This is a genomic window from Pantoea sp. SoEX, assembly GCF_009829945.1.
In the GTDB taxonomy this organism is placed as follows: domain Bacteria; phylum Pseudomonadota; class Gammaproteobacteria; order Enterobacterales; family Enterobacteriaceae; genus Pantoea_C.
In genome coordinates this window covers 291,231-317,624 of sequence record NZ_SZZT01000001.1, presented here as the reverse complement: position 1 = coordinate 317,624, position 26,394 = coordinate 291,231, and the positions used below count along the sequence as shown (strand labels likewise).

Annotated in this window: 25 protein-coding genes and 1 pseudogene; 19 read left to right on the top strand and 7 right to left on the bottom strand. The window is 25.6% G+C overall.

Going from position 1 to position 26,394, the window contains the following annotated elements; translation table 11 throughout:
* Positions 1 to 140 precede the first annotated feature (140 nt).
* Positions 141 to 1,430: an adenosylmethionine--8-amino-7-oxononanoate transaminase gene (bioA, locus tag FD726_RS01370; RefSeq protein WP_159989785.1), complete on the bottom strand. Its 1,290-nt coding sequence runs from the start codon at positions 1,428 to 1,430 to the stop codon at positions 141 to 143.
* 87 nt (positions 1,431 to 1,517) lie between these two features.
* Here bioA and bioB point away from each other — a divergent pair.
* The 7 genes and pseudogenes from bioB to FD726_RS01335 form a co-directional block, all read left to right on the top strand.
* Positions 1,518 to 2,453, top strand: a pseudogene (gene bioB / locus FD726_RS01365) (biotin synthase BioB); the annotation flags it as partial.
* Positions 2,454 to 2,529: 76 nt separating this feature from the next.
* On the top strand, positions 2,530 to 3,681 hold the full coding sequence (locus tag FD726_RS01360) for an 8-amino-7-oxononanoate synthase (RefSeq protein WP_159989783.1): 1,152 nt from the start codon (positions 2,530 to 2,532) through the stop codon (positions 3,679 to 3,681).
* Positions 3,665 to 4,420, top strand: a complete 756-nt coding sequence (gene bioC, locus FD726_RS01355) for a malonyl-ACP O-methyltransferase BioC (protein WP_159989782.1) — start codon at positions 3,665 to 3,667, stop codon at positions 4,418 to 4,420. Before FD726_RS01360 ends, bioC begins: the two co-directional genes overlap by 17 nt.
* Positions 4,417 to 5,094, top strand: coding sequence for a dethiobiotin synthase (bioD, locus tag FD726_RS01350; RefSeq protein WP_159989781.1), 678 nt, complete (start codon positions 4,417 to 4,419; stop codon positions 5,092 to 5,094). The genes bioC and bioD overlap by 4 nt, the downstream gene beginning before the upstream one ends.
* Before the next feature lie 471 nt (positions 5,095 to 5,565).
* Positions 5,566 to 5,811: a molybdopterin synthase sulfur carrier subunit gene (moaD, locus tag FD726_RS01345; RefSeq protein WP_159989780.1), complete on the top strand. Its 246-nt coding sequence runs from the start codon at positions 5,566 to 5,568 to the stop codon at positions 5,809 to 5,811.
* A 1-nt stretch (position 5,812) separates the two neighbouring features.
* On the top strand, positions 5,813 to 6,265 hold the full coding sequence (gene moaE, locus FD726_RS01340) for a molybdopterin synthase catalytic subunit MoaE (RefSeq protein WP_159989779.1): 453 nt from the start codon (positions 5,813 to 5,815) through the stop codon (positions 6,263 to 6,265).
* A 378-nt stretch (positions 6,266 to 6,643) separates the two neighbouring features.
* The gene (locus FD726_RS01335) at positions 6,644 to 7,357 is read left to right on the top strand and encodes a Bax inhibitor-1/YccA family protein (RefSeq protein ID WP_159989778.1); all 714 of its coding nucleotides are present in this window, start codon (positions 6,644 to 6,646) and stop codon (positions 7,355 to 7,357) included.
* Positions 7,358 to 7,505: 148 nt separating this feature from the next.
* On the opposite strand, the gene FD726_RS01330 is transcribed toward FD726_RS01335, so the two are convergent.
* A complete protein-coding gene (locus FD726_RS01330; RefSeq protein WP_159989777.1) occupies positions 7,506 to 8,084 on the bottom strand; it encodes a DedA family protein in 579 nt (192 codons plus the stop codon).
* A gap of 848 nt (positions 8,085 to 8,932) precedes the next feature.
* Here FD726_RS01330 and trxB point away from each other — a divergent pair.
* Both trxB and infA read left to right on the top strand, forming a co-directional pair.
* Complete coding sequence (gene trxB, locus FD726_RS01325) at positions 8,933 to 9,892, top strand: thioredoxin-disulfide reductase (RefSeq protein WP_159989776.1); 960 nt, start codon at positions 8,933 to 8,935, stop codon at positions 9,890 to 9,892.
* An 84-nt stretch (positions 9,893 to 9,976) separates the two neighbouring features.
* Positions 9,977 to 10,195 (top strand): translation initiation factor IF-1, encoded by a 219-nt coding sequence (gene infA / locus FD726_RS01320; protein ID WP_159989775.1) that lies wholly within the window; start codon positions 9,977 to 9,979, stop codon positions 10,193 to 10,195.
* 35 nt (positions 10,196 to 10,230) lie between these two features.
* On the opposite strand, the gene rimK is transcribed toward infA, so the two are convergent.
* From rimK to FD726_RS01305, 3 genes are all read right to left on the bottom strand, one after another.
* On the bottom strand, positions 10,231 to 11,118 hold the full coding sequence (gene rimK, locus FD726_RS01315; RefSeq protein ID WP_159989774.1) for a 30S ribosomal protein S6--L-glutamate ligase: 888 nt from the start codon (positions 11,116 to 11,118) through the stop codon (positions 10,231 to 10,233).
* A 24-nt stretch (positions 11,119 to 11,142) separates the two neighbouring features.
* The gene (gene nfsA / locus FD726_RS01310) at positions 11,143 to 11,871 is read right to left on the bottom strand and encodes an oxygen-insensitive NADPH nitroreductase (protein ID WP_159989773.1); all 729 of its coding nucleotides are present in this window, start codon (positions 11,869 to 11,871) and stop codon (positions 11,143 to 11,145) included.
* A 177-nt stretch (positions 11,872 to 12,048) separates the two neighbouring features.
* A complete protein-coding gene (locus tag FD726_RS01305) occupies positions 12,049 to 13,254 on the bottom strand; it encodes a serine hydrolase (RefSeq protein ID WP_159989772.1) in 1,206 nt (401 codons plus the stop codon).
* A 612-nt stretch (positions 13,255 to 13,866) separates the two neighbouring features.
* Between FD726_RS01305 and moeA the strand changes: the two genes are divergently transcribed.
* Positions 13,867 to 15,108, top strand: a complete 1,242-nt coding sequence (gene moeA / locus FD726_RS01300; protein WP_159989771.1) for a molybdopterin molybdotransferase MoeA — start codon at positions 13,867 to 13,869, stop codon at positions 15,106 to 15,108.
* Complete coding sequence (gene moeB, locus FD726_RS01295) at positions 15,098 to 15,859, top strand: molybdopterin-synthase adenylyltransferase MoeB (RefSeq protein ID WP_236260977.1); 762 nt, start codon at positions 15,098 to 15,100, stop codon at positions 15,857 to 15,859. The genes moeA and moeB overlap by 11 nt, the downstream gene beginning before the upstream one ends.
* Before the next feature lie 158 nt (positions 15,860 to 16,017).
* Here the strand turns inward: moeB and FD726_RS01290 are convergent, their stop codons facing one another.
* Entirely contained in the window at positions 16,018 to 16,422 is a 405-nt protein-coding gene (locus FD726_RS01290) for an H-NS family histone-like protein (protein ID WP_159989770.1), read from the bottom strand.
* Positions 16,423 to 17,365: 943 nt separating this feature from the next.
* The gene (locus tag FD726_RS01285; protein WP_159989769.1) at positions 17,366 to 17,881 is read right to left on the bottom strand and encodes an Ail/Lom family outer membrane beta-barrel protein; all 516 of its coding nucleotides are present in this window, start codon (positions 17,879 to 17,881) and stop codon (positions 17,366 to 17,368) included.
* Between the two features lie 482 nt (positions 17,882 to 18,363).
* Here FD726_RS01285 and dps point away from each other — a divergent pair, with 482 nt between their 5' ends.
* The 8 genes from dps to FD726_RS01245 all read left to right on the top strand — a co-directional run bounded on the left by dps (position 18,364) and on the right by FD726_RS01245 (position 26,313).
* A complete protein-coding gene (dps, locus tag FD726_RS01280) occupies positions 18,364 to 18,882 on the top strand; it encodes a DNA starvation/stationary phase protection protein Dps (protein WP_159989768.1) in 519 nt (172 codons plus the stop codon).
* 239 nt (positions 18,883 to 19,121) lie between these two features.
* Positions 19,122 to 20,426: a serine--tRNA ligase gene (gene serS / locus FD726_RS01275; protein ID WP_159989767.1), complete on the top strand. Its 1,305-nt coding sequence runs from the start codon at positions 19,122 to 19,124 to the stop codon at positions 20,424 to 20,426.
* A 215-nt stretch (positions 20,427 to 20,641) separates the two neighbouring features.
* Positions 20,642 to 21,730 (top strand): 3-phosphoserine/phosphohydroxythreonine transaminase, encoded by a 1,089-nt coding sequence (gene serC / locus FD726_RS01270; RefSeq protein ID WP_159989766.1) that lies wholly within the window; start codon positions 20,642 to 20,644, stop codon positions 21,728 to 21,730.
* Between the two features lie 81 nt (positions 21,731 to 21,811).
* Positions 21,812 to 23,110: a 3-phosphoshikimate 1-carboxyvinyltransferase gene (aroA, locus tag FD726_RS01265; protein WP_159989765.1), complete on the top strand. Its 1,299-nt coding sequence runs from the start codon at positions 21,812 to 21,814 to the stop codon at positions 23,108 to 23,110.
* Positions 23,111 to 23,214: 104 nt separating this feature from the next.
* Positions 23,215 to 23,898, top strand: a complete 684-nt coding sequence (gene cmk / locus FD726_RS01260) for a (d)CMP kinase (protein WP_204162668.1) — start codon at positions 23,215 to 23,217, stop codon at positions 23,896 to 23,898.
* Between the two features lie 107 nt (positions 23,899 to 24,005).
* Positions 24,006 to 25,685, top strand: coding sequence for a 30S ribosomal protein S1 (rpsA, locus tag FD726_RS01255; RefSeq protein ID WP_159989764.1), 1,680 nt, complete (start codon positions 24,006 to 24,008; stop codon positions 25,683 to 25,685).
* Between the two features lie 70 nt (positions 25,686 to 25,755).
* Positions 25,756 to 26,040, top strand: a complete 285-nt coding sequence (gene ihfB, locus FD726_RS01250) for an integration host factor subunit beta (RefSeq protein ID WP_159989763.1) — start codon at positions 25,756 to 25,758, stop codon at positions 26,038 to 26,040.
* A gap of 93 nt (positions 26,041 to 26,133) precedes the next feature.
* A complete protein-coding gene (locus FD726_RS01245) occupies positions 26,134 to 26,313 on the top strand; it encodes a Trm112 family protein (RefSeq protein ID WP_159989762.1) in 180 nt (59 codons plus the stop codon).
* Positions 26,314 to 26,394: the final 81 nt, after the last annotated feature.

The window sequence follows — 26,394 nt, the reverse complement described above, 5'->3', positions numbered from 1 at the left end:
CATTTTCCTTAAATTATATTTTTATTTCAAAACAAAATAGCATTTTTAGTATTAAAAAAATAAAATTATCTAAATTTAGAATAATATTTAATTATTGTAATTTATACATGATCGTTAATATAATTATTTAACTAATAGAACTATATGAAATTTAAAGGATACTCAATTGCTAAAATAACTGATTCAATAAGTTTTTTTAACTCATTCTGTTTGATAATATATGGTGGTACTAAATAAATTAACTTGCCAAAGGGACGAATCCATACACCTTGTTCTACAAAAAATTTTTGCATTGTTGCAATATTTATTGCTTTATAAGTTTCAATAACTCCAATCGCTCCTAATATGCGAATATCTGCTACTTGTTGTAAATTTTTAAGAGGAAGTAAATATTTAAAAAATTGTTTTTCAATATTTTTAACCTGATTAATCCAGTAATTATCTTGTAATATATTTAAGTTTTCTATAGCTGCAGCACAAGCTATTGGATTACCCATGAACGTAGGACCATGCATAAAACAATTAGCGGAACTGTTACTAATAGTATTAGCTATTTCACGTGTAGTAATAGTAGCAGCAAGTGTCATAGTACCGCCCGTAAGTGCTTTCCCTATACACAGAATATCAGGTTCAATATCAGCATACTCAAAAGCAAAAAATTTTCCTGTTCTACCAAACCCAGTAGCAATTTCATCAATAATTAATAAAACTCCATATAAATTACAGTATTCCCGAACTAATTTTAAATATCTAGGATTATAAATGCGCATTCCTCCAGCTCCTTGTACTATAGGTTCAACAATAACTGCTGCTAATTTTTTATGATGTGTTTTTATAAGATAATAAAAATTATTAAAGTCTTTTATCATCCATCTTTCATAAAAACCACATTTTGGTGCTTTAGCAAAATAATGTTTAGTTAAATATCCTTTCCATAATTTATGCATTGAATTATTTGGATCGCATACAGACATTGCAGCAAAAGTATCTCCATGATAACTGTACTGGAGTGCTAAAAATTTTTTCCTATTTTCATTACGTCCTAACCAATACTGTAATGCCATTTTAATAGAAACTTCTACTGATACTGAACCAGAATCACACAAAAATATACATTCTAATGGTAACGGAGTTATATCTACAAGTTTACGACATAGTAAAATAGCTGAAGGATGAGTAATTCCACCGAACATTATATGTGACATTTTTTTTATTTGCTTTTTTATTGCTAGATTAATACGTGGATTATTATATCCATGAATTGCTGCTAGCCAAGATGACATTCCATCAATAAGCATTTTACCATTATTTAATTTTAATTTACAGCCTTCGGCTTTTACTACTTGGTAACATGGCAAAGGTTGTTTGATTGAAGAATAAGGATGCCAAATATGAATACGATCAAAATCACTATCTTTTTTTATTAACATTTTTTTAAAAACCATAATAAAAGAATAATTGTTTTATTATAACTGCATTGACTAATAGATTATAGTTTTTAACTATCGGAGTAAAATATGATACAACGTTGGAATCTTAAACAAGTAGAAGTTCTTTTTAATAAACCATTTATTGAATTAATATTCAAAGCACAACAAATACATCGAAGACACTTTAATCCTCTGATAATACAAATCAGCACTTTATTATCAATCAAAACTGGCAATTGCCCAGAAGATTGTAAATATTGTGCTCAAAGCGCAAGATATAAAACAGGCTTAAAATCTCAAGGTTTGATGATGATAAAAGAAGTATTAGCAAATGCTTCTAAAGCTAAAGCAGCTGGTTCCAATCGTTTTTGTATGGGAGCTGCTTGGAGAAATCCTCATGATCGTGATATGCCTTACTTAGAAGAAATAATCAGGGAGGTAAAAGCTATTGGCATGGAAACTTGTATGACTTTAGGTAATTTAAGTAGTTCACAAGCAAAATCTCTAGCTAAAGCAGGTCTTGATTTTTATAATCATAATTTAGACACTTCACCAGAATTTTATAAAAATATAACTACTACTCGAAATTATCAACAAAGATTAAATACTTTAAATAAAGTTAGTAAAGCAGGAATTAAGATTTGTTGTGGAGGTATATTTGGATTAGGAGAAACAATCAAAGATCGAGCTAGTTTACTGGTTCAATTAGCAAATTTACCAAAACCACCTGAAAGTGTACCTATTAATATGCTAGTAAAAATAAAAGGTACCCCACTAGAAAATAATGATGAGATTGATTCCTTTGAATTTATAAAAACTATTGCCATAACTAGAATTATGCTACCAAAATCGCATATTCGTCTATCAGCTGGTCGTAATCAAATGAGTGAACAAACTCAAGCTATGTGCTTTATGGCAGGGGCTAATTCAATTTTTTATGGTTGTAAACTACTTACAACACCTAATTCTAAAGAAGATAAAGATATTATCTTATTTCGTAAATTAGGTCTTAAAACAGAACATAATTTACATAAATAAAATAATACAAATGTGAAAATATTTCATTATCTAATAAAAATTTTTGTAATGTGGACTTTTAATGAGCTGGAAACAAAGAATCAATAAATATTTATCTACACAACGTCTTACAGATAAATGGCGTAACCGTTGTATTATAGATAAAAGTAGTACTCGTTTACTTAGAAAAGGCAAAAAATTTTACATTGATTTTTCTAGCAACGATTACCTTGGATTAAATCATCATCCTGTAATAATTGAAAGTTGGAATACAGGAATGTCTTTAGCAGGAGTTGGCGCCGGATCTTCTAGTCATATGACTGGTTTTAGTAGTTTTCATGCAGATCTGGAAATGCAACTGGCTGAGTGGTTGGGTTATCCACGTGCTCTATTATTTATTTCTGGTTTTGATGCCAATCAAGCTGCAATTAGTTTGTTAGGTAAAAAAAATGATTATATCATAGCAGATAAACTAATTCATGCCTCATTAATTGATGCTGTAATTAATAGTCCTGCTAAGCTATATCGTTTTAATCATAATAAAATAGAAAGTTTGATTTTTTATTTAAATCGTTATTGTAATGGTGAAAAACTAATATTAACTGAAGGGGTTTTTAGCATGGATGGCGATAAAGCTCCATTAAAAAATATTTACAATCAAGTACAAAAGAGTAACGGTTGGTTATTAGTAGATGATGCTCATGGGATTGGAATTATAGGTGATGAAGGACGTGGCAGCTGTTGGTCTGCAGGTATTAAACCTGAATTATTAATAATATCTTTTAGTAAAGCATTTGGTATTAGTGGAGGTGCTTTATTATGTGAAGATGATATTGCTGATTATTTTTTACAGTTTTCAAAACATTTGATTTATTCAACTTTTATGCCACCAGCTCAGGCATTTGCTTTACAAACTTCTTTAAATTTAGTTAAAGGAGCTGAATATTTACGTTATCGTCTTAATGAAAATATAAAGTATTTTCAACTAGGTATAAAATCTACTTCATGGAAATTAATAGAATCAAATACTGCCATTCAACCATTGATTATAGGTAATAATGATGATGCTAAAGTTTTAGCCATAAAATTGGCTCATGCTGGCTGTTGGGTAAATGTAATAAAACCTCCAACTGTACTGGTAGGTACTACTCGTATACGCATTACTTTATCAGCTATTCATAAATTTGAAGATATAGATATATTGCTGGAGGCTTTATATGACGCAAATCGTTAATAAACAAGCTGTAGCAAAAGCTTTTGACAGAGCGGCAAGCCAGTATGATAGTTATGCATCACTACAACGCCTAAGTGGAAATTTATTATTAAAATTAGCACCTTCTTATTCAGGTAAATTATTGCTTGATGCAGGATGTGGAACTGGATGGTATAGCCGTGTTTGGCGTGATCGTGGTAAGTATGTAATAGCTTTAGATCTATCTATTGAAATGTTAAAGCAAGCTAGAAAGAATAATACTGCAGATTACTATATATCAGGTGATATAGATCATTTACCAATAGCAAATAATACTGTAGATATAATTTGGAGTAATCTAGCTGTACAATGGAGTAATAGTTTAAGCAAAGTGCTTAATAGATTTAATCAAGCATTAAAGCCATATGGATGTATATTATTTTCTACTATTAGTGATGGTTCTTTAAAAGAACTGAATATAGCTTGGTCATATTTAGATGAGTATGATCATGTTAATCAATTTCTTAGCAAAAAAGAAATTTTTAAAATTTGTCATATGCAAAATATAACATGTCAATCACAAATCGTAATTATGCATTTTCCTAATGTATTAACTGCTATGCGATCCCTTAAAGGGATTGGCGCTACACATTTACATAAAGGTCGTAATAGTATTGTATTAACTCGTAATAATCTATATAAATTAGAAAAATATTGGCCACGGGATAAATATGGTTTTCGTCTTAGTTATCATTTAATTTATGGAGCAACTGATTTATGAAATGTTTATTTGTTACTGGTACTGATGCTGAAGTAGGGAAAACTATATCTACTAGCTTGCTACTTCAGCTGGCTAATTCTTATGGATATCGAACGGCTGGATATAAACCAATTGCTTGTGGTTGTAAGATTACACCAGAAGGAATTCGTAATAATGATGCTTTAATATTACAAAAATATAGTAGTTTATCCTTAAATTATTCACAAATAAATCCTTTAACTTTTATTGAAGAAACTTCACCACATATAGTGAGTATTAGAGAAAACAATCCAATATTATTTTCTACTTTATCTAATGGATTATGTGAATTAAAAAAAATAGCTGATTGGATATTTATAGAAGGTGCAGGTGGTTGGTATACTCCTATCTCCAACAATCAAACATATGCAGATTGGGTATATTTGGAAAAAATTCCAGTAATATTAGTAGTTGGAATAAAATTAGGTTGCATTAATCATGCAATGCTTACTATTGATGCAATAAAATACCGAAAATTAAAATTTGCAGGTTGGATAGCTAATACTTTAATTCCTTCATATAAATATTATGATGATTACCTTAGTATTTTAAAAAAAATGTTACCAAAACCTTTTTTAGGTACAATACCTTTTCTTAAATCAGTAAATGAATATGTTATAAATTGTAATGATTATTTAACATTTCCAGAAATTTAATAAAATGTTACTAATAATTTAAATCATCTTAGTAAAGATTTAATTAAATTAATATTTAATGTATGTTAAAATGAAACTGCACTTATAATTTTATTTTTTTAAATAAAAAATGCTATAAATTATTCAATTCAAAATAAATATTTATGTTTTCTAAAATTTCTACATAAATTGTAATTAATAATAAACAACTTATAATATTTTTATATAATGTTAATTAATCATTTTAAATAAGTCAAATATCAATATAATTCTTATAATTTAGCAAATTTATTTTTAAAAATTATAAATATCAGAAGAATATAATTTACTATTTAAAATTTAATGTGCTATGCGATATTGTAGCCTAAATTTATAAAAAACTATATTTATAGCTGTTTTTTATTATTAAATTTTGTAACAAGATTTAATAATGCATTAATAAGTAATTTAATAAAATTATTTTAATAAATTAAAAATGATCGGATTAAATTCATGATTAAAGTATTTTTTTTTGCTCAAATACGTGAACTAATAGGAATTAGTTCCTTTAATGTATTAGAAGAACATAAAAATGTGCGTTCTTTAATTTCAGCACTATCGCAAAAAGGTAGTTATTGGAAAATAGCTCTTGATTCTAATAAAGTATTAGTAGCAGTGAACTACACATTGGTTTCTATAAATCATCAACTTACTGAAGGAGATGAAGTAGCATTTTTTCCACCTGTTACTGGAGGTTAAAATGGAAACTAAAATTAATATTAATAAGCAACCTTTCAATATATCAGAAGAATATTATTGGTTAACTAATTCTTCAGAAGAAGGTGCGATAATAATTTTTGTTGGAAAAGTGCGAAATCATAATTTTGGTGATAAAGTAAAAGAATTAAATTTAGAACATTACCCAGGTATGACTGAAAAAGTTTTGCACAGTATTGTTACTGAAGCACGTAATCGCTGGTTTTTACAACGTATTAGAATTATTCATCGTTTTGGCAAATTAATTCCTGGTAATGAAATTGTTTTAATTGGCATTAATAGTATTCACCGTAGTGAAGCTTTTACTGCTGCAGAATTTATTATAGATCATATAAAAACTCGTGCATTATTTTGGAAAAATGAAACAACTATTTTTGGTAATCGTTGGGTTAATGTACGTAACAGTGATTATGATGCATTAATTCGTTGGAATTAGATATACTATAAAATAAAAATATAAAAAATTAGTATGCCTATTTTACTATGGGTAGTGTTGTTCTTGATTTTAATATAATAAATAGTTATTATTTTATAATAAAATTTTATTTTACATCAAATTTTATTGTAATAATTACTCTTTTTATATAAAAATAAAATTATATGAATATAAAGTAATATGATTGATCTTAGTATTTTATAAACAGGAGTTAAATAACATGATGTTTTAGTTAATAAATTATTTTATCTATTAATAAAAAATATAATTTTAATAACTAATTGTTATTATTAGTTATTGTTGTAAAAATAATTTTTTATGAAAAGTAAATTCTGCTTAACATTTATGGTTTTGGTTTTATTGAAAGAGGTATGAATCATGAATCGATATTCACAAAGTGATTCAATTGCACAGCATGCGTCAAGAGAACTACATAATTATTATATTACTCAAGTATATGGTTGGATGACTTGTGGTTTAATACTAACATCTTTTGTAGCTTGGTTAGCTTCTCTAAATCCTGTATTAACAGATTGTATATTTAATAATAGAAATGTTTTTTTTTCATTAATTACTATACAGTTGTTTTTATCAATTTTTATTTCTAGTTTTTTTAATATCTTTAGTAGTTTAATAACTACTGGAATGTTCATGTTTTATTCTATGTTAACTGGATTAGTAATGTCACATATTTTTTTGATCTTTACTAATTCTTCTATTGCTACTACTTTTTGCATAACATCTATAATGTTCGGCTGTATGAGTATTTATGGTTATACTACAAAGCGAGACTTAAGTCATTTTAATAATATATTAATTATGGGTTTAATTGGTGTCTTAATATCTTCAATAATAAATTTTATATTAAAAAGTTCATTGTTAATGTGGTTTTTAACATATATAAGCATCTTATTATTTGTTTTCTTAACAGCGTCAGATACTCAAAAACTAAAAATGATTAGTAACAAAATAGATATTAATGATGATAACAATTTACGTCGTGCTTCAATACTAGGAGCTTTTATTTTGTATTTAGATTTTATTAATCTATTTACTTTATTACTTAGAATTGGCGGTGATCGCAATAAATAATGATTTTCACTCCTTATCTCCTTTATCTCCTTTATTAAAATAATGGAGAGAGGGAGATAATATTATATCAAGAAAAATTAAATATCTCAAAATTAATTAAAAAATTCAGTATGTTATATTTATTATTTTATATATGCTGGATTGCTTTTCATTTTTTATTTTTTTTATAAAAAATAAAATAAGTAGTATAACTTATTAATGATATCAATACTATAATAATGAATAACCATAATATTAGCTTTATATGATAATGAATTTTATATAACCAAGGAATAACAACACTGCCAGCATAAAATCCTATAGTTACAAAAATAAATGACCATATAGCTGCTCCTACTACATTTAAAACAAAAAACTTCATTGAATTTAATCTACTAGCACCTATGATAATAGGACCTATAAGCCGAAAACCATACATAAATCTAACACCTATAACAAATAAAATAGGTTGGTTTTTAATTAATCTCCTAGCTTTAATTACTTTATTTTTATATCTTTTAAATTTTTGTAATATCTTTGTTCCATATTTACGTCCTATCCAATAAAGTAATTGATCTCCTAGTATACCGCCAGCCATAGTTGCTAATATAACTCCAGTAAAATTCAATAATCCCTCATGTATTGTTATTCCACCAATTAATGTAAAAGTTTCTCCTTCTGCAATGGACCCAATAAAAAGTGCTAAGTATCCATATTGACTTATTAATTCGCTAATATTCAAGTGCAAAACCAGACTTCTCCTTTAGCAAAAAATTATTTGGGCAAGTAATTCATACTATATGCAGATTACATATTATTTTTTTATTTAATAAGATGGGTTTACTATTTAATTAGTGAAAATGTAATTTTCGATATAATAGATTATTTTGTAAATAAATATCTTCACTTAATAAGAATATTAACTTCATTATTCTTATTCAAATCAGAATAAATTATTCACCAAAAAATAGATTATTGTAATGTACCAATGATAATAATGTTATTTTTGTAAAACATTTACATTGATAATTTTTTACAATTTATTTTAACTACCATTAAATCACCTAACTAAGATATTTTGCGTATTTACATAATATTATTCTCTTTAATAGCTATTTTTAATTTTAAAAATATAAATATCAAAAAAAGATATTTTAGTATCATTTTTTATTTATAATTATAAACAGTTGTGCAAAACATGCAATTATAGATAATTAATTATCGTATATTTGTTATATTATGTTTTAAATTTAAAAACATATGTTTTATTAAGATAATTAATCTAGGTTAATACAAATTTTATTAGTTGAAGGTTAAAATGAGATTTTTTTAATAAATTTATTTTGTTAAATCAAATAATTATTTGATTTATTAATCATTAATAAAAAATAAAATAATTTTAGATAATTATCTGTAATAGGAATATGATTTTTTTAAAGATCTAAATATTGTTTAGTAATCATTAAAAAATAAGATTTCACTTTCTATTAATGTGATTAATATATGAATATTTATATATAACAAACAATACATATCGTGTTATCATATTATTAATTTTGTTAGGAATTCGTTGTACTATATTTTATAGAGTATTTCATGAAGATAAAAAAACATTGCAAACTAATAATTTTAGGATCCGGTCCTGCTGGATATACAGCAGCTATATATGCTGCACGTGCTAATCTCAATCCAGTAGTAATTACTGGCATTAATAGAGGAGGACAATTACTGAATACTAAAGAGGTAGAAAATTGGCCTGGTGATCACTCTGACTTGACAGGTCCACTATTAATGGAACGTATGTACCAGCATGCTAAAAAATTTAATACAGAAATTATTTTCGATCATATTGACAATGTAGATTTACATAAAAAACCTTTTTATTTAATAGGAAATAACGATTACACATGTGATGCTTTGATAATTGCAACTGGAGCATCTGTTAAGCAAATTGGTTTAAAATCAGAAGAAAAATTCAAAGGGAAAGGCGTATCATATTGTGCAACATGTGACGGATTTTTTTATAAAAATCAAAAAGTAGCAGTAATTGGGGGTGGAAATACTGCTGTAGAAGAATCGTTATATTTATCTAATATAGTTGCTGAAGTACATTTAATTCATCGCCGCAATACGTTTAATGCCGAAAAAATCTTAATTGATCGGTTAATGATAAAAATAAAGGAAGGTAAGATTTTTCTACATATGAATCATATAGTAGAAGAAATTACAGGTAATAAAACAGAAGTTACTGGATTACGATTGGTTTCTAATTTAGATGCTATAAAAAAAGATAAAATTTTAGATGTACAAGGAGTTTTTATTGCAATTGGTAATTTTCCAAATACTAGTTTTTTAAATAATCAGTTAGAATTAGAAAATGGATATATAAAAGTCCAATCAGGAAGACACGGTAATTCAACTAAGACTAGTATTGCAGGAGTATTTGCTGCTGGAGATGTTACAGATAGTATTTACCGCCAAGCAATAACTTCAGCTAGTACTGGATGTATGGCTGCACTTGATGTTGAAAAATATTTAGATTGTTTATCAAAATAATAAACATTATTATTTAATAATTTAATTGTATTAATTTATATTACAGGTAATAAAAAATTAATAATACTAAATTTAGGAGACATAATGGTAAAAGAAGATAATATTGAAATGCAAGGTACTGTATTAGACACTTTACCTAATACAATGTTTCGAGTAGAACTGGAGAATGGACACATAATAACTGCTCATATTTCTGGTAAAATGAGAAAGAATTATATTAGAATATTAACAGGAGATAAGGTAACTGTCGAACTAACTCCATATGATTTGAGTAAAGGAAGAATCACATTTCGTAGTCGTTAGTGATTATATAATAAATGAAATAATAAAAATTTTTATTACATTATTGTATTTTTATTCCTTTTTTCAATTAGATCAATTATTTTGCTAGCAATATCTAGCTTACTTATTGTCTCTATTCCCTCTAAACCAGGAGAAATATTAATTTCTGTAATTAAAGGTCCTCTATTAGATCTTATAATATCAACTCCTATTACTTCTAAATTTAATATATTAGCTGCTTTGACTGCTATCATACGTTCTTTTTCTGTGATATCAACTGGATAAGCTTTTCCTCCTCTATGTAAATTAGAACGAAAATCACCTATCTTAGATTTTCGTTCTATAGCAGCTACTACCTGATTATTAATAACTAAGCAACGAATATCACAACATTCCGCTTCTTTAATGAATTCTTGTACTAAAATGTTGGCATTCATAACACGAAATGCATCTATTATACTTTCTGCTGCTCTATATGTTTCAGCTATTACTACTCCAATTCCTTGAGATCCTTCTACTAATTTTATTATTAATGGCACACCACCAACTAAATTTATTAAGTTTGTAGTTTTTTGATACCAAGAAACAAAACTAGTTACTGGAGTATCTATACCTGCTTCTGACAATAATTGTAATGAACATATTTTATCACGTGCTCTAGATATTGATATAGATTTATTTAAGGAATAACTACCGCAAATTTCAAATTGACGTAATAAATTTAGGCAGTGAAAAGCATTAGATATTCCTAACCGAGGAATAACAGCATCAAAATGACCCAATAATTTACCATTATAATAAATAGAAGGAGAAAGGTGATGAATTTTTATATAACATAATAATGGATCAATAATTTGTACATTATGTCCTCGGTGTTCACCAATTTTAATTAAACGACGACACGAATATAGAGATCTATCTCTAGATAAAATTGCTATTTTCATAGCTTAATTCCCTAAATTATTTTTTTAATATATTGCCCAACCTTGTTCTCTTAGGTATTTAAGCATAAATGGTCTCATTTCTTGAATAATTAATCTCTGTACCAATTTATTCCAAGTTTCATCTTTGCGTTTATTCATTTTGCGATCTTGATAATAATTTTTAATTTTTGTATTATATTTTTTAAGAGCCATTTGATCTAAAGAAGTACTATAATAATTTTCATGAATAATCATTTCTATTGGTATGCGAGGTTTGATTTCAGGTAAATATTTTGGATAACCTAGACAAAATCCAAATAACGGTAATACAAATTTTGGTAAATGTAATAACTTTATAAGTTTATTGATATCATTACGAATACCTCCGATAAAAACTCCACCTAAATTCATTGATTCTGCAGCTATTATTGCATTTTGTGCCATCATCGCTGTGTCAATACAACCAATAATAAGTTGCTCAATATAACCGAGTTTAGCATTATTACAAATTTGTAAATGTTTATTAAAATCAGCACAAAATATCCAAAATTCAGTAGATTCTATTATCCATCTTTGATTTCCAGATATACTTGCAATTTCAGAACGTAATGATTTTTCTGTAATTCTTATAATAGAAGAACATTGTAAAAAACTAGAAGTAGAAGCTGACTGAGCTGAAGAGATTATTTCATTAATCTGTTGCTTGCTAATACTTTTATCAGTAAAACTACGAATAGAACGATGATTACAAATTAAATTAATAATTGAGTTCATCTAATCTCCATAAAATCACAATATTTAAAATATTTTGTGTTTGTCCATATATATAAATTACATAAAATTTACTTACTTGATCAATTAACAATCCTTAACATATTATTAAAGATATTAATTAATATCTTATGAAAAAATATATAAAACTAATACATAGTTATTTAATAAAAACAATTACTAAAGTGAAATACCAAGCCAATAAGTAATTTTTACTATTACAAAATCAATAAATCTGCTAAAAAAATTTCCTTTTTTTACCTCATCAAGTGCTACTAATGGACAATGTTCTACATATTTACCATCAATTTTGAAATCAACCATTCCAATTACTTGATCCCTTTTCAAGGGAGCATCTAAACGATTTGTATTGATATTAAAATGTATTTTGATATCTTTGTTTTGACCTTTTAATATCGTTAATGATATATCTCTATTTACACCAATGTTAACTTTTTTAATATTACCAAACCATACTCTTTGTTGTGTAAAAGGTATATTAGCTTTAATAGGGATCACAGTCTCAAAAAAATTAAAACCCCACATTAATAATCTTTCACTATCTCTAAAACGAATAGGATCATTAGGAGCACCTAATACTACTGAAATTAAACGAGTATTATTGTCTACTGCAGAAGCTACTAGGTTATTTCCAGCTCCTACTGTATGTCCAGTTTTAATTCCATCTACTTTTAAAACATTACTCCATAATAATTTATTTCTATTCATTTGCGTGATATTATTATAAGTAAATTCTTTTTCTTTATTCAATTCGTACTCTTTAGGAACATCACGAATTAATGCTTGCCCAATTATAGCCATATCGTGAGCAGTACTATATTGTCCTTCGGAATCTAGACCATGCACTGTCATGAAATGAGTATTCTTTAATCCTAATATTTTTACATAATAATTCATTAAATCAACAAAAGAATCTTGGCTGCCTTCTATATATTCTGCTAAAGCTATACAAGCATCATTACCAGATTGAATTGCAATGCCTTTATTTAAATTATATACAGATACTTGATCACCTGGTTTAAGAAACATTAATGAAGAACCTTGCAATAATTGGTTACCAGGTGCCCACGCATTCTGACCAACTGTTACTATATCTTCGTATTTTATTTTGCCTTCTTTAATCTTTTGTCCTATGACGTAGCTAGTCATCATTTTAGTCAGGCTAGCTGGATTAAGTTTTTTATCAGAATTAAATTCTGATAATACTTTACCATTAGAATAATCTATAAGAATCCAAGCTTTAGCATTAATTTTAGGAGCTGAAGGTATTTCTTCATTCGCATATATATTCAGAGAAAACATAAGTAAAAAAGAGGATTTTATAATAAGTGATATTATGAGGAAAAAAGTTCTAATATTTATCATATATGTTTTTCAAATTTTTATCTAATCTTTGATTGAAAGATTTTACAAAATTAATTTTAAGTAAATTTAAAATTTACTTCATGTTATTTATTTTTTAATGTTAGTTAATTTTATTAACTTGATAATTATTTTTATAAGTTATAATAGTAAATTTTACAATTGATAAAATTTAAAAACAATAATTTATTTAATTTCAATTTGATATATTTAAATTTTTATTCATTAATAATTACCCTAGATATTATTTGGTAATATAATAATCAATTGTATAGTAATGAAATAAAAATTGATTTATAACTTACTTTAATGTATTAAGTATAGTTTAATTAATTACATTGCTGTAATATCAATTTACATAAATTATGATGTTATAATAATAAAGAATTATAGATTTATGTAATTATTGATAAATATATATTTTGAAATAGATTAAATTTTAAAATATGTGTTAATTGACAATAATTCATTATATTTTAATATAAAAATTTTTATTATATTGTAAATGTCAATAATTAAAAAATTTATTATATATTAAAAAAGTATATTTTATCAGAAAATAATTTTATTATAATAAATATAAAATTATTTTGATACTTATCATGCTAAGTTATAATGAACATTTCTCTTGGAAAGTTAACTTCATTTCAAAATGCTAGAAATATAATGTTATTACAAGCTAAACCAATAAAAGATTATATTCATATACCAATAATAGATGCTTTAGGATATATTACAGCAGAATCATTAATATCACCTGTTAATTTACCTTCATTTGATAGTGCTGCTATGGATGGATATGCAATCAGATTTGATGATATTAAGACTAATCATATATTAAAAATTAGTGGAGATTCATTAGCAGGTAAACCATTTGCTGGATCTTGGGCTCTTGGTAGCACAATACGTATTATGACTGGAGCAAAAATACCACAATCTTGTGAAGCAGTAGTAAAACAAGAAGATACAAAAATAAGTGATAGTAATATAGTTGTTAATAATTCTATTACTTTAGGACAGAATATTAGATTAACTGGTGAAAACATTAAAATTGGTGATGTGGTAATTAATTCAGGTGTAAAACTTGACATCAAACATTTGCCTTTAATTGCATCACTAGGTATTTTTAAATTAAAAGTATTACGTAAACTTCGTGTTGCAATTTTTTCTACCGGAGATGAGTTAAAAAATATTAGTAAGAAAATAGATTTCCATAACGAATTATATGATATTAATCGTTTTACCATTTCACTCATGTTAAATAGATTGGGATGTGAAGTTATAGATCTTGGTATTATTAGAGATAATATTAGTGATATAAGTTATGCTATTAAACAAGCAGATAGATTATCTGATATAGTAATTACTACAGGCGGTATATCAGTTGGTAAAACCGATTTTGTTAGAATGATTTTAAGAGAGTTAGGTGAAGTTATTTTTTGTAAAGTAGCAATGAAACCTGGCAAACCATTTACATTTGCTCGTTTAAATACAAGTTGGTTTATTGGATTACCTGGCAATCCTGTTTCAGCTGTTGTAACTTTTTATCAGTTAGCACAACATTTCATTTCTAAATGTCAGGGAAAAACATATTGTTCTATATTCAAACATAAATATAAAGTACGTGTTGCTACAAATTTAAAAAAATCTCCAGGTGTTATTGAATTCCAGAGAGGATATTTAGTTAAAAACAATAAAAATGAAATGCAAGTATATAGCACAGGTACACAAGACTCATATTTTTATGGTTCTCTTACAAAAGCTAATTGTTTTATTATATTAGAAAGTGAAAGAAGTAATGTTAAAGCAGGGGAATGGGTGATAGTAGAACCTTTCGATAAATTACTTGAGGAGTAAATATAAAATTACAAATCGAAAAAATGAAATATCACGTTACATTGAACAAATCAAATTAAATAAATTTGGTTTTGAAGGGCAAAAGAAAATAAGATCTGGAAAAATTGCTATAGTTGGGTTAGGTGGATTAGGCTGTACAGCAGCATTGTATATTGTAGCAGCAGGTATAGGAGAAATCACATTAATAGATTTTGATTATGTTATATTATCTAACTTATCACGTCAGATTTTACATCATGATATTGACATCAATACACCTAAAGTTTATTCTGCTGCGCAAGATTTATATAAAATAAATCCATATTGCATAATAAATATAGTAAATGATAAGCTGGAAAAAAATAACATATTAGAAATTATTAAACGACAAAAAGTAATTATTGATTGCAGTGATAATATAAAAACACGTGAACAAATTAATAGTTTATGTTTTAATTATAAAATTCCATTAATTGTTGGTGCTGCTAGTCGAATGGAAGGGTGTCTAAGTACGTTTAATTGGCAAGTTAATAGTCCTTGTTACCAATGTATAAGTAGTTTTTTCAATAGTAATAATGATAATTGTTTACAACAGGGAATAATGTCACCCATTGTTTCTGTAATTGGTGCTATGCAGTCATTAGAAGCAATTAAATTATTGACTAATTATGGAGTTCCACTTACATCAACTTTATTAATTTATGACGGATTTTATCTAGAATTTAATCATATAAAAATAAATAAAAATTCTTGTTGTAAAATATGTAATTGATTATATAATCATGTTTAATAATAAATCATATATTCATTTGTAGTAAATTATTTTAATAAAATTTAGTTTATATAATAAATTTATTTTCTAAAAAAAGAAGCCGAGTCCCATCATAGGGTTCTCAGCTACTACAATTCAGTTATGTTTTTATTTGATTATTAACTAATAATAAGAAAACTTTCTAAATTTTTCCCCGCTTCTATAGCTTTTTTAATGGCTAGTGGTGTTCTTCCTTGACCAGTCCATGATTTTTGAGTTCCGTTTTCATCTGTATAAAAATATTTTGCTGGTCTTGGGATACGTTTGTTTCTTTTTTTATCTACTTCTATTAATCCTAAAAGTTCATTAGGATCAATTCCATCTTCCAATAACATTTTACGATATTTAGATAATTTTTCTTCTTTTTCCCGATTCTGTATTTCTTCTGTTTCTGCTTCTTCACGACGTTCAGTAACTACTACTGTTAATTTTTCTAAAATTTCTTCTAAATCAGCTAATGGAAGCTCACGGGTTTGAACTCGCAATGTACGAATGTTATTTAAAGTTTTAAAGGGATCACTCATAATAATATCCTTAAATTATAAATTAGGAGTGTAATAATTATTTATTAATAATACTAATTTAATTTAGATTACAAATAAATTTTATTCTATAAAAATTATATTTATTTTTTATTAATATATTTTAACAGTAAGTAAATATTATTATTTTTTTATGATATTAAATATCATAAGATACATATCTTAAATTTAATTTTTAAAGAAATAAAAAAGTATTAAATATTTTATATGTTTTAAAACATTAACTTTTAAAATAATTTCAAATCAAAATAGTTAATAAGAAAATTATTTATACTAAATGTTAACATTTTACTATTATTAAAATATTTTCATTAAATTGTTTCTAAATATTTTAGCAGATAATTTATTGTATAATAAATTTCACTTTTTCTTTATATAAAATATATTGTATATCTTTATTTTTTTAATCAGTTTTGTTAATTTATAGATATTTTAATAATTAATAATCTTTTTATAAATAACATATTAATAAGTGGAGATATGATAAATATTATTTATATGAATGGTTTATCTATCAAATATCACAATTACTACTTTTAATAATGGATTAAATTAATATTGTTCTTTAATAAGAACATATTAATTCAAATAACATAATTTAAAATCTGTTATTATCACCTTAATAATAAATTTTTTATCATTATGATCTATTATTTTGTTTGTAATTATCAATAAATATTGAAATATTATTGAATACATTAAACAAAAAATAATATAATCAAGTAATTATTTAGGATTCAAATTAAAAATTTATTTAATATTAAAACATAATCAACAAATTGATTTTTTTATTAATATAATTATAATAACTGATTAAAAATTAATAACATATAAATTACAATAACAATGTTAAATTAATTTAATTTCTCCTTATATTAAAGACGGTTTGTAAATAACCGTCTTTATATAAAAAATAAAGATAAAATTAGAAATTGTAACCTATTCCAGCAGTAAAGGTACTAGTATTACTGTCTCTCATCATGTTTGTTTCATAACTTAAATCAATTACGAAATTTTTTATAGGATTAAATTGAATTCCTAAAATAAATGAAGGACCAAAATCAGCAAATAAAAATTTATTTTTTATTACAACAGTATGTCTACTCTGAAATTTACTATAACCAATCCCTGTACCTCCGTAAATGCTAGACCAGTCATTAAATCTATAAGCAGCACCAGTACAAATTCCATAATACTGACTTTTCATATAAAATTTATCTTTTAATTCATTAGTATCTGTATATAAAAAAGAATTTATCCAACTAACAGAATAAGAATCATTTTCATAACGATATTTTAAATTAATACCATTTGAATCAATAGGCATTTTCTTAGAATTACCATGTGCTACACCACCACTTATTGCAATATGCGCGCTTGCCGTATGCGTATATAAGGAGATAATACAAGCTAATACAAAATAATATGCAAATTTTTTCATAATTAACCTCAAAAAAAATAAAAATATACTTCTATTAACCTAAATATTATAAAAATATATCTATTTTAATTTACTAATATTTATAGGCATTTTTTAGATTGATTTAAGAATAATACACTTAATGTTATATTTTATACGTATCTAAATTATTAGTAATTTCCTATATGATAGCTAATAATTAGTAGTTAAACACTATATTTATATTAAAGAATAGACAGTGAATAAAAAATTAACATTTTTTATTAAGATTATAATTATATGTTATATAATTTAATATATTGTTATAAACAATTAATAATGTTTATTTAAAGATACATTTACAAAATATAATTATAAAAAATGATATAATATATATTAATTTTCTATAAATTTTTATTGATTATTATTTAATAATTAATATTAATTAGTTTAAATTATTTATAAAATTAATATTTATTAAGATATTCATGCAAAACTATAACAATTTGAAATTGTGAGGAAAAATGAATAATATTACATCTAAAAATAATGATGATTTTTTATCTTCTAATTTAATTTATAGTTGTAGTAACATTGATAACAATGAAAAAATCAATATGATTGATAAACTGAATTGTATCTTAGCAAACTTAATTGATTTATCGTTAATTACAAAACAAGCACATTGGAATATAAGGGGAAATAATTTTATAGCAATACATAAAATGTTAGATGATTGCTATTATACAATTATTAAACATCAGGATATTATTGCAGAACGAATTGTACAATTAAATGGCATTGCTCTAGGTACTATACAAGTAATTTATGGTAAAACTTCATTAAAAAATTATCCACTAAATATTGATAAAATACAAAATCATTTACAAGAATTAATTAGACGCTATAATATTGTAATAACAAATAATACAAAAGAAATTGATGATATAAAGGATGTAGTAACAAATGATATCTTGATATCTTTAACTCGTGATTTAGATAAATGTCTTTGGTTAATAGAATCTAATATTGAAAAATGTTAAATTTAAATAAAATTTTTTTATTTACATGTATTTAATTAACCATTATGAAAGATGAAAATTTACTATTAAATTAATTTTAAAAATATATAAAATTAATATTACAGTAAAAATAATTTAACTCAATACATAATAAATGGTAATTACTTTTAGTTAAGAATAGAATATGATTTTAATATATGATAAAATTAGATTTCTTTCTAATTACGTTTATCAATTTAATTTTAATATGTAGGATAGTTATGTTAGATCCGCATCTATTACGTAAGGAACCTTATATTGTTGCAAAAAAATTAATTAAACGAGGATTTGTTTTAGATTTAGATAAAATTGTTTCTCTTGAAAAAAATCGAAAAATTTTACAAATAGAAAATGAAAAATTAAATATACAATACAAAATAAAATCTAAACATATTGGTCAAATAAAAAAAATTGGTAAAAATATAGAGGAATTACGTCAAGAAATAAAACTATTAAAATCTAAATCAGATCATATAAAATCCCAGTTAAATGATTTAGAAAAACAAATACTAGATTTTTCTTTAAGCTTACCTAATTTACCTTCAGAAGAAGTGCCATGTGGTAAAGATTATACCGAAAATGTAATAGTGAATTATTGGGGTACCTTACCTGATTTTGACTTTAGTATCAAAGACCACGTGGAATTAGGCAAAATTAATAAAGGATTGGATTTTTCATCTGCTGCAAAAATCACTGGTACTAGATTTGTTGTAATGCAAGGGAAAATTGCATATTTACATCGTGCTTTGGGACAATTCATGATTGATTTACATATTAATCAACATAAATATTTAGAAACATATGTTCCATATTTAGTTAATCAAGACAGTTTATTTGGTACAGGACAATTACCAAAATTTAGTGAAGATATATTTCATATAAACATAATTAGAGATAAAAAAGATAAAACAATAATTAAACGTTATTCACTTATACCCACTTCTGAAGTTCCTTTAGTTAATTTTGCAAGAAACAAGATTTTTGTAGAGGATGATTTACCTATTAAACTAACTGCTCACACTCCATGTTTCAGATCTGAAGCAGGTTCTTATGGACGTGATGTACGTGGTTTAATTCGCATGCATCAATTTGATAAAGTAGAATTAATTCAAATAGTTAAACCAGAAAATTCAATGTATGCTTTAGAAGAATTAACTGGACATGCAGAAAAAGTATTACAACTATTAAATTTACCATACCGTAAAGTATTACTATGTGCTGGAGATATGAGTTTTGGAGCAACAAAAACATATGATTTAGAAGTATGGTTCCCCGCACAAAATGCATATAGAGAAATTTCATCTTGTTCAAATATGAGTGATTTTCAATCTCGTAGAATTAAGTCTCGTTACCGTAGTACAGAAAAAAATAAAAAAATTGTATTAACGCATACTTTAAATGGTTCAGCTTTAGCAGTAGGAAGAACATTAGCGGCAATTATGGAAAACTATCAGCAGAAAGATGGTAGTATCATAATACCAAATCTTTTAAAACCATATATGAATAACATACAATCAATATATTAAATAACATTTGCAAATAACATTTAATGTATAGCATATAAAATAATAAGATAAATTTTTATTAAGAATATATTTAATATCTAAAAAATTTAAAATCATTAACATATCTCACACCCAAATAAAAATAATTAATTATTTTTATTTGGGTGTTATATAAACAATTATTAATTAGAAAATAAAAAAATAAATAATTTTCATAAAAAATGTAGAAAGAAATAATGACAAAAGTATATAATTTTAGCGCAGGTCCTGCAATGTTACCAACAGAAGTACTTGATATAGTTAATCAAGAACTTATAAATTGGCAAAATTTAGGGGTTTCTGTAATGGAAATCAGTCATCGTAGCAAGGAATTTATTCAAATGGCTGAAAAAACTATTCAAGATCTCCGTGAACTATTAGAAATTCCAAGTAATTATAAAGTACTATTCTGTCATGGTGGAGCAAGGGCTCATTTTGCTGCAATACCAGCTAATATCTTAGGTTCATACACAAGAGCTGATTATATTAATGGAGGATATTGGGCAAGTAAATCTATTCAAGAAGCCAAAAAATATTGTATACCAAATATAATAGATGTAAAAAAAATATGTAATTTCAAAGAGGAAATTATTCCAATGCGAGATTGGAATATTAATGATAATACAGCATATTTACATTATTGTCCAAACGAAACAATTAATGGTATAGCTATTTATGAGAAACCGAGTTTTGGTAATAAAATAATAGTTGCTGATTTCTCATCTTCAATACTTGCATACCCTATAGATGTTAATAATTATGGAGTAATTTATGCAAGTGCTCAAAAAAATATAGGAATAGCTGGACTGACAATAGTTATTATAAAAGAAAGTTTATTAAATAAGCAAGTAAATCCATATATCCCTTCAATACTAAATTATAAAGTTATTTCGGAAAATAACTCTATGTTTAATACTCCACCTACTTTTGCATGGTATTTATCAGGATTGATATTTAGCTGGTTAAAAGCAAAAGGAGGTATAATTGAAATTAATAAAATTAATCAAATAAAAGCAAATATTATTTATAATACTATTGATCAAAGTGATTTTTATAAAAACAATATTTCACAAAAAAATCGGTCAATTACTAATATAACTTTTACATTAGCAGATCGTTCATTAGAAAGTATGTTTTTAGATAAATCAATTGAAGCAGGTCTAATTGCATTAAAAGGTCACCGTGATATAGGAGGTATACGGGCTTCAATATATAATTCCATGCCTGTAAATGGAGTTAATGTTTTAAATGATTTTATGCGTCATTTCGAAAGTAAATATGGTTAAAAAATTATAATTACCAACAAATTATTTATTTTTATAAGATTTAATTATATTAACTAATTTTTATAATTGTCTGGATATATTATGAAAAACTCTATAATTTTAAAACCAATTTCTCGAGTTAATGGTAAAGTCAATCTACCAGGTTCTAAGAGCATATCTAATCGTGCTTTATTACTTGCATCTATAGCAAAAGGTACAATTTATCTAAGAAATTTGTTAAACAGTGATGATGTTAAATATATGATTAAGGCGTTAAAAAAATTAGAGATAAATTATGAAATATATGATGATAATACTACATGCAAAATAATTGGTAATGCTGGACCTTTAAAATCATCAAAATCATTACAGTTATTCTTAGGTAATGCAGGCACCGTGATTAGACCACTAACAGCTGTTTTATGTTTAGGAACAACACAAGATATTATATTAACTGGTGACCAAAGAATGAAAGAACGTCCAATAAGTCATTTAGTAGATATGTTACGTTTAGGTGGTGCTAAAATTGATTATTTAGAAAAAATTAATTATCCACCTGTCAGAATATACGGTGGATTTCAAGGAGGAGACTTCATAATAGATAGCAGTTTATCTAGCCAATTTTTAACATCTTTATTGATAGCATCGCCTTTAGCTAAACGAGATACCAAAATTGTGATCAAAAATGATTTGGTTTCAAAACCTTATATTGATATTACTCTAAAAATGATGAATGATTTTGGTATTGAAGTAAAAAACAACAATTATAGAGATTTTTTTATAAAAGGACAACAACAATATTATTCACCAAAAGAATATTTCATAGAAGGAGATGCATCTTCTGCTACTTATTTTCTTGCTGCTGCTGCAATTAAAGGAGGTACTGTAAGCGTGCACGGTATTGGTTCTACAAGCATACAAGGAGATATAAAATTTGTAGATATCATAGAAAATATGGGTGCTATTATACATAGAAGCAAAGATTATATATCTTGTTCAGCATCAAAGAGTAAATTAATAGCTGTTAACATGGATATGAATGATATTCCTGATGCAGCAATGACCATTGCTGTTATGTCTTTATTCACGGAAGGTACAACAATAATAAGAAATATATACAATTGGCGTGTTAAAGAAACTGATCGTATATTAGCAATGTCTACTGAATTACGAAAATTAGGTGCAGAAGTCAAAGAAGGTCATGATTATATAATTATCAAACCATCAAAAAAAATTACTCAAGCTGTTTGTATTAATACATATAAGGACCATCGTATAGCAATGTGTTTTTCTCTTGTAGCTTTATCAGATAAGCCAGTTACTATTATTGATCCTACTTGTACTTCAAAAACATTTCCTAATTATTTTGAAGAATTTGCTAAAATTAGTCACTATAATTAAATAATTTATTATAAATATTTAATGATAAATCATTTAATTAATAATTAATTTAAAATACAATAATATAATAATCACTATAAAATTTATATAAAAATGGAATAATCATGTTAGTGATTCCAGTAATAACTATAGATGGTCCTAGTGGAGTAGGAAAAAGTACATTATGTAAAACATTAGGAAAATTACTAAAATGGAATATATTGCATTCAGGTGCTATATATCGTTCTTTAGCTCTTTCTTGTATAAAAAATAAAATAAATATTTTACAAATAGAAAGATCAATAAGATACATATTGTTAAATTTTAATTTAAAATTTGTTTACAAAAATAATGAATTTGCAGTATTTCTAGACAATATAGATGTAACTGATAGAATTAATGAACAAGAAATAAGTGATTTATCCTCTAATATTGCAAAAATACCTATAGTTCGTAAAGCTTTATTAAAAAAACAATATGATTTTCTTAAAGAACCAGGTTTAATTGCTGATGGACGTGATATGGGATCTGTTATTTTCCCAAATGCAAGAGCAAAAATTTTTTTAAATGCTAGTTTAGAAGAACGTGCTCGGAGAAGAAAGTTACAGTTGAAAAAAAAAGGTTTTGATGTTAATTTTGAAAAATTATTATATCAAATAAAAAAAAGGGATGAAACTGACTGCAATCGTAAAATTTCACCTTTGTTACCTGCTAAGGATGCATTAATTATTAATTCAGAAAATGTTCCTTTTAATCAAGTAGTTAGTATAGCATTAAAACATGCTAAGAAAAAATATTCAATAATTTAATGAAATAAACTTATACCAGGGATTAGGTATAAGTTATGTTAAACAACACCATATGACATGAAGTCGCATGGCAGTTAATAAACTTAAGAGTTATAAAAATTATCAATATGGCTGAATCTTTTTCTCAATTATTTAAAGAATCTCTAAATGAAATACAAACAAAACCGGGTTCTATCGTTCGTGGTGTAGTAATATCTATAGATAATGATATAGTTATGGTGGATGCTGGATTAAAATCAGAATCTGGAATTCCTATAGATCAGTTTAAAACTATTACAGGAGAAGTAAAAATTCAAGTAGGTGATGAAATAGACGTTGCTTTAGATGCTGTGGAAGATGGTTTTGGTGAAACACTTTTATCTCGTGAAAAAGCTAAGCGTTACGAAGCTTGGATAATGTTAGAAAATGCATATGAAAGTTCTAAAATTGTTACTGGAGTAATCAATGGTAAAGTTAAGGGTGGATTCACCGTTGAGTTAAATGGTATTCGTGCATTTCTACCAGGTTCATTAGTAGATATTCGTCCAGTAAGGGATATGTTTCATCTTGAAGGCAAAGACCTTGAATTTAAAGTAATAAAATTAGATCAAAAACGTAATAATGTCGTAGTTTCGCGTCGAGCTGTTATTGAATCTGAAAATAGTGCTGAACGTAATCAATTACTAGAAAACCTTGCAGAAGGTATAGAAATCAGAGGTGTTGTAAAGAATCTAACAGATTATGGTGCATTTGTGGATTTAGGTGGAGTTGATGGTTTATTACATATTACTGATATGGCTTGGAAAAGAGTAAAACATCCAAGTGAGATAGTGAATGTAGGAGATGAAATTAAAGTTAAAGTATTGAAATTTGATCGTGAAAAAACACGTGTATCTCTGGGTTTAAAACAATTAGGTGCGGATCCTTGGGTAGAAATTTCTAATAGGTATCCTGAAGGAACTAAACTCCATGGCAGAGTAACTAACTTAACTGATTATGGTTGTTTTGTAGAAATAGAAGAAGGAGTAGAAGGTTTAGTACACGTTTCTGAAATGGATTGGACCAATAAAAATATACATCCTTCAAAAGTTGTTAATGTAAATGATGTAGTTGAAATTATAGTATTAGATATAGATGAAGAAAGACGTCGTATTTCTCTTGGTTTAAAACAATGTAAACCTAATCCATGGCAACAATTTTCTGAAAAATACAGTAAAGGTGATCGAGTTGAAGGTAAAATAAAATCAATCACAGATTTTGGAATTTTTATTGGTTTAGATGGCGGAATTGATGGTTTAGTTCATTTATCAGATATTTCATGGAATTTAAATAATGAAGATATGGAAATAGCAAAAAATTATAAGAAAGGAGAAGAAATATCTGCTGTTGTATTACAGGTTGATACAGAACGTGAGCGGATATCTTTAGGTATCAAACAACTTGAAGAAGATCCATTTCACCATTATGTAACCCTGAATAAAAAGGGCACGATTGTTGTTGGAATAATAAATTCAATTGATTCTAAAAATATCATTGTGAAATTATCTAAAGGAATTGAAGGATGTTTAAAAATTTCTGATAATAACAGAGATTCTATAGAAATTGTACCTAATGATATGGTAATTGGTGATAAAATAGATGTAAAAATTATTGGTGTTGATCGTAAAAATCGTCTTGTGAATTTGTCTATTAAAACAAAAGAACAATGTGAAGAAAAAGATGATCTTATTGTAGACAATATTGACAATGAAGAAAAAAACTTTTCTAATGTTATGGCTGAAGCATTTAAAGCTGCTAAAAATGAATGATTAACTTATAGAAAAATTATTAATTAGTATATTAATATATCATTATTAGTAATAATTAATAGGATATGATATGACAAAATCAGAACTTATTGACAAATTAGCCAAACAAAATTCTCATCTATCAATAAAAACTATTGAAAATGCTGTTAAAGAGATAATAGAATACATGGCTAATACCTTATCACAAGGTCAACGTATTGAAATTAGAGGTTTCGGTAGTTTTTCATTACATTATCGTGCTCCTCGTATAGGCAGAAACCCTAAGACCGGTGATAAAGTAAATTTAGAAGGTAAATTTGTTCCACATTTTAAACCAGGAAAAGAACTACGCGATCGTGCAAATATGTATAATTGATTTTTAATATTATGGAAAATATTATTTTAATTTTTTATTTTTGATGCTGCATTTTAACCGCAGCATCCATTATTTGCTGCTGGAAAATATATTATGGACAATTACCTACTTAAAACTATAACTTGTCCTATATGTAATAATAAATTAAATTATGATAGTAATTTAAAAGAACTTATTTGTAACATAGATTTTTTAGCATATCCAGTTAAAAATGGTATACCAATATTAATAGATACAAAAGCTAGAAAAATACTTACAGATCACAAGGAATAACTGCTATCAGCATAATAATCAATTATATTATATAATATTAATATATTCATTGATTATTACTATAAATTATTTTATTTAGTA

Coding starts and splice junctions, on each gene's coding strand:
- infA (WP_159989775.1), top strand. CDS start 9,977: ATGGTAAAAGAAGATAATATTGAAATGCAAGGTACTGTATTAGACACT.
- nfsA (WP_159989773.1), bottom strand. CDS start 11,871: ATGAACTCAATTATTAATTTAATTTGTAATCATCGTTCTATTCGTAGT.
- moeA (WP_159989771.1), top strand. CDS start 13,867: ATGAACATTTCTCTTGGAAAGTTAACTTCATTTCAAAATGCTAGAAAT.
- rimK (WP_159989774.1), bottom strand. CDS start 11,118: ATGAAAATAGCAATTTTATCTAGAGATAGATCTCTATATTCGTGTCGT.
- rpsA (WP_159989764.1), top strand. CDS start 24,006: ATGGCTGAATCTTTTTCTCAATTATTTAAAGAATCTCTAAATGAAATA.
- serS (WP_159989767.1), top strand. CDS start 19,122: ATGTTAGATCCGCATCTATTACGTAAGGAACCTTATATTGTTGCAAAA.
- FD726_RS01245 (WP_159989762.1), top strand. CDS start 26,134: ATGGACAATTACCTACTTAAAACTATAACTTGTCCTATATGTAATAAT.
- bioA (WP_159989785.1), bottom strand. CDS start 1,430: ATGTTAATAAAAAAAGATAGTGATTTTGATCGTATTCATATTTGGCAT.
- FD726_RS01290 (WP_159989770.1), bottom strand. CDS start 16,422: ATGAGTGATCCCTTTAAAACTTTAAATAACATTCGTACATTGCGAGTT.
- FD726_RS01305 (WP_159989772.1), bottom strand. CDS start 13,254: ATGATAAATATTAGAACTTTTTTCCTCATAATATCACTTATTATAAAA.
- dps (WP_159989768.1), top strand. CDS start 18,364: ATGAATAATATTACATCTAAAAATAATGATGATTTTTTATCTTCTAAT.
- cmk (WP_204162668.1), top strand. CDS start 23,215: ATGTTAGTGATTCCAGTAATAACTATAGATGGTCCTAGTGGAGTAGGA.
- trxB (WP_159989776.1), top strand. CDS start 8,933: ATGAAGATAAAAAAACATTGCAAACTAATAATTTTAGGATCCGGTCCT.
- aroA (WP_159989765.1), top strand. CDS start 21,812: ATGAAAAACTCTATAATTTTAAAACCAATTTCTCGAGTTAATGGTAAA.
- bioC (WP_159989782.1), top strand. CDS start 3,665: ATGACGCAAATCGTTAATAAACAAGCTGTAGCAAAAGCTTTTGACAGA.
- FD726_RS01285 (WP_159989769.1), bottom strand. CDS start 17,881: ATGAAAAAATTTGCATATTATTTTGTATTAGCTTGTATTATCTCCTTA.
- moaD (WP_159989780.1), top strand. CDS start 5,566: ATGATTAAAGTATTTTTTTTTGCTCAAATACGTGAACTAATAGGAATT.
- ihfB (WP_159989763.1), top strand. CDS start 25,756: ATGACAAAATCAGAACTTATTGACAAATTAGCCAAACAAAATTCTCAT.
- bioD (WP_159989781.1), top strand. CDS start 4,417: ATGAAATGTTTATTTGTTACTGGTACTGATGCTGAAGTAGGGAAAACT.
- FD726_RS01335 (WP_159989778.1), top strand. CDS start 6,644: ATGAATCGATATTCACAAAGTGATTCAATTGCACAGCATGCGTCAAGA.
- moaE (WP_159989779.1), top strand. CDS start 5,813: ATGGAAACTAAAATTAATATTAATAAGCAACCTTTCAATATATCAGAA.
- serC (WP_159989766.1), top strand. CDS start 20,642: ATGACAAAAGTATATAATTTTAGCGCAGGTCCTGCAATGTTACCAACA.
- FD726_RS01360 (WP_159989783.1), top strand. CDS start 2,530: ATGAGCTGGAAACAAAGAATCAATAAATATTTATCTACACAACGTCTT.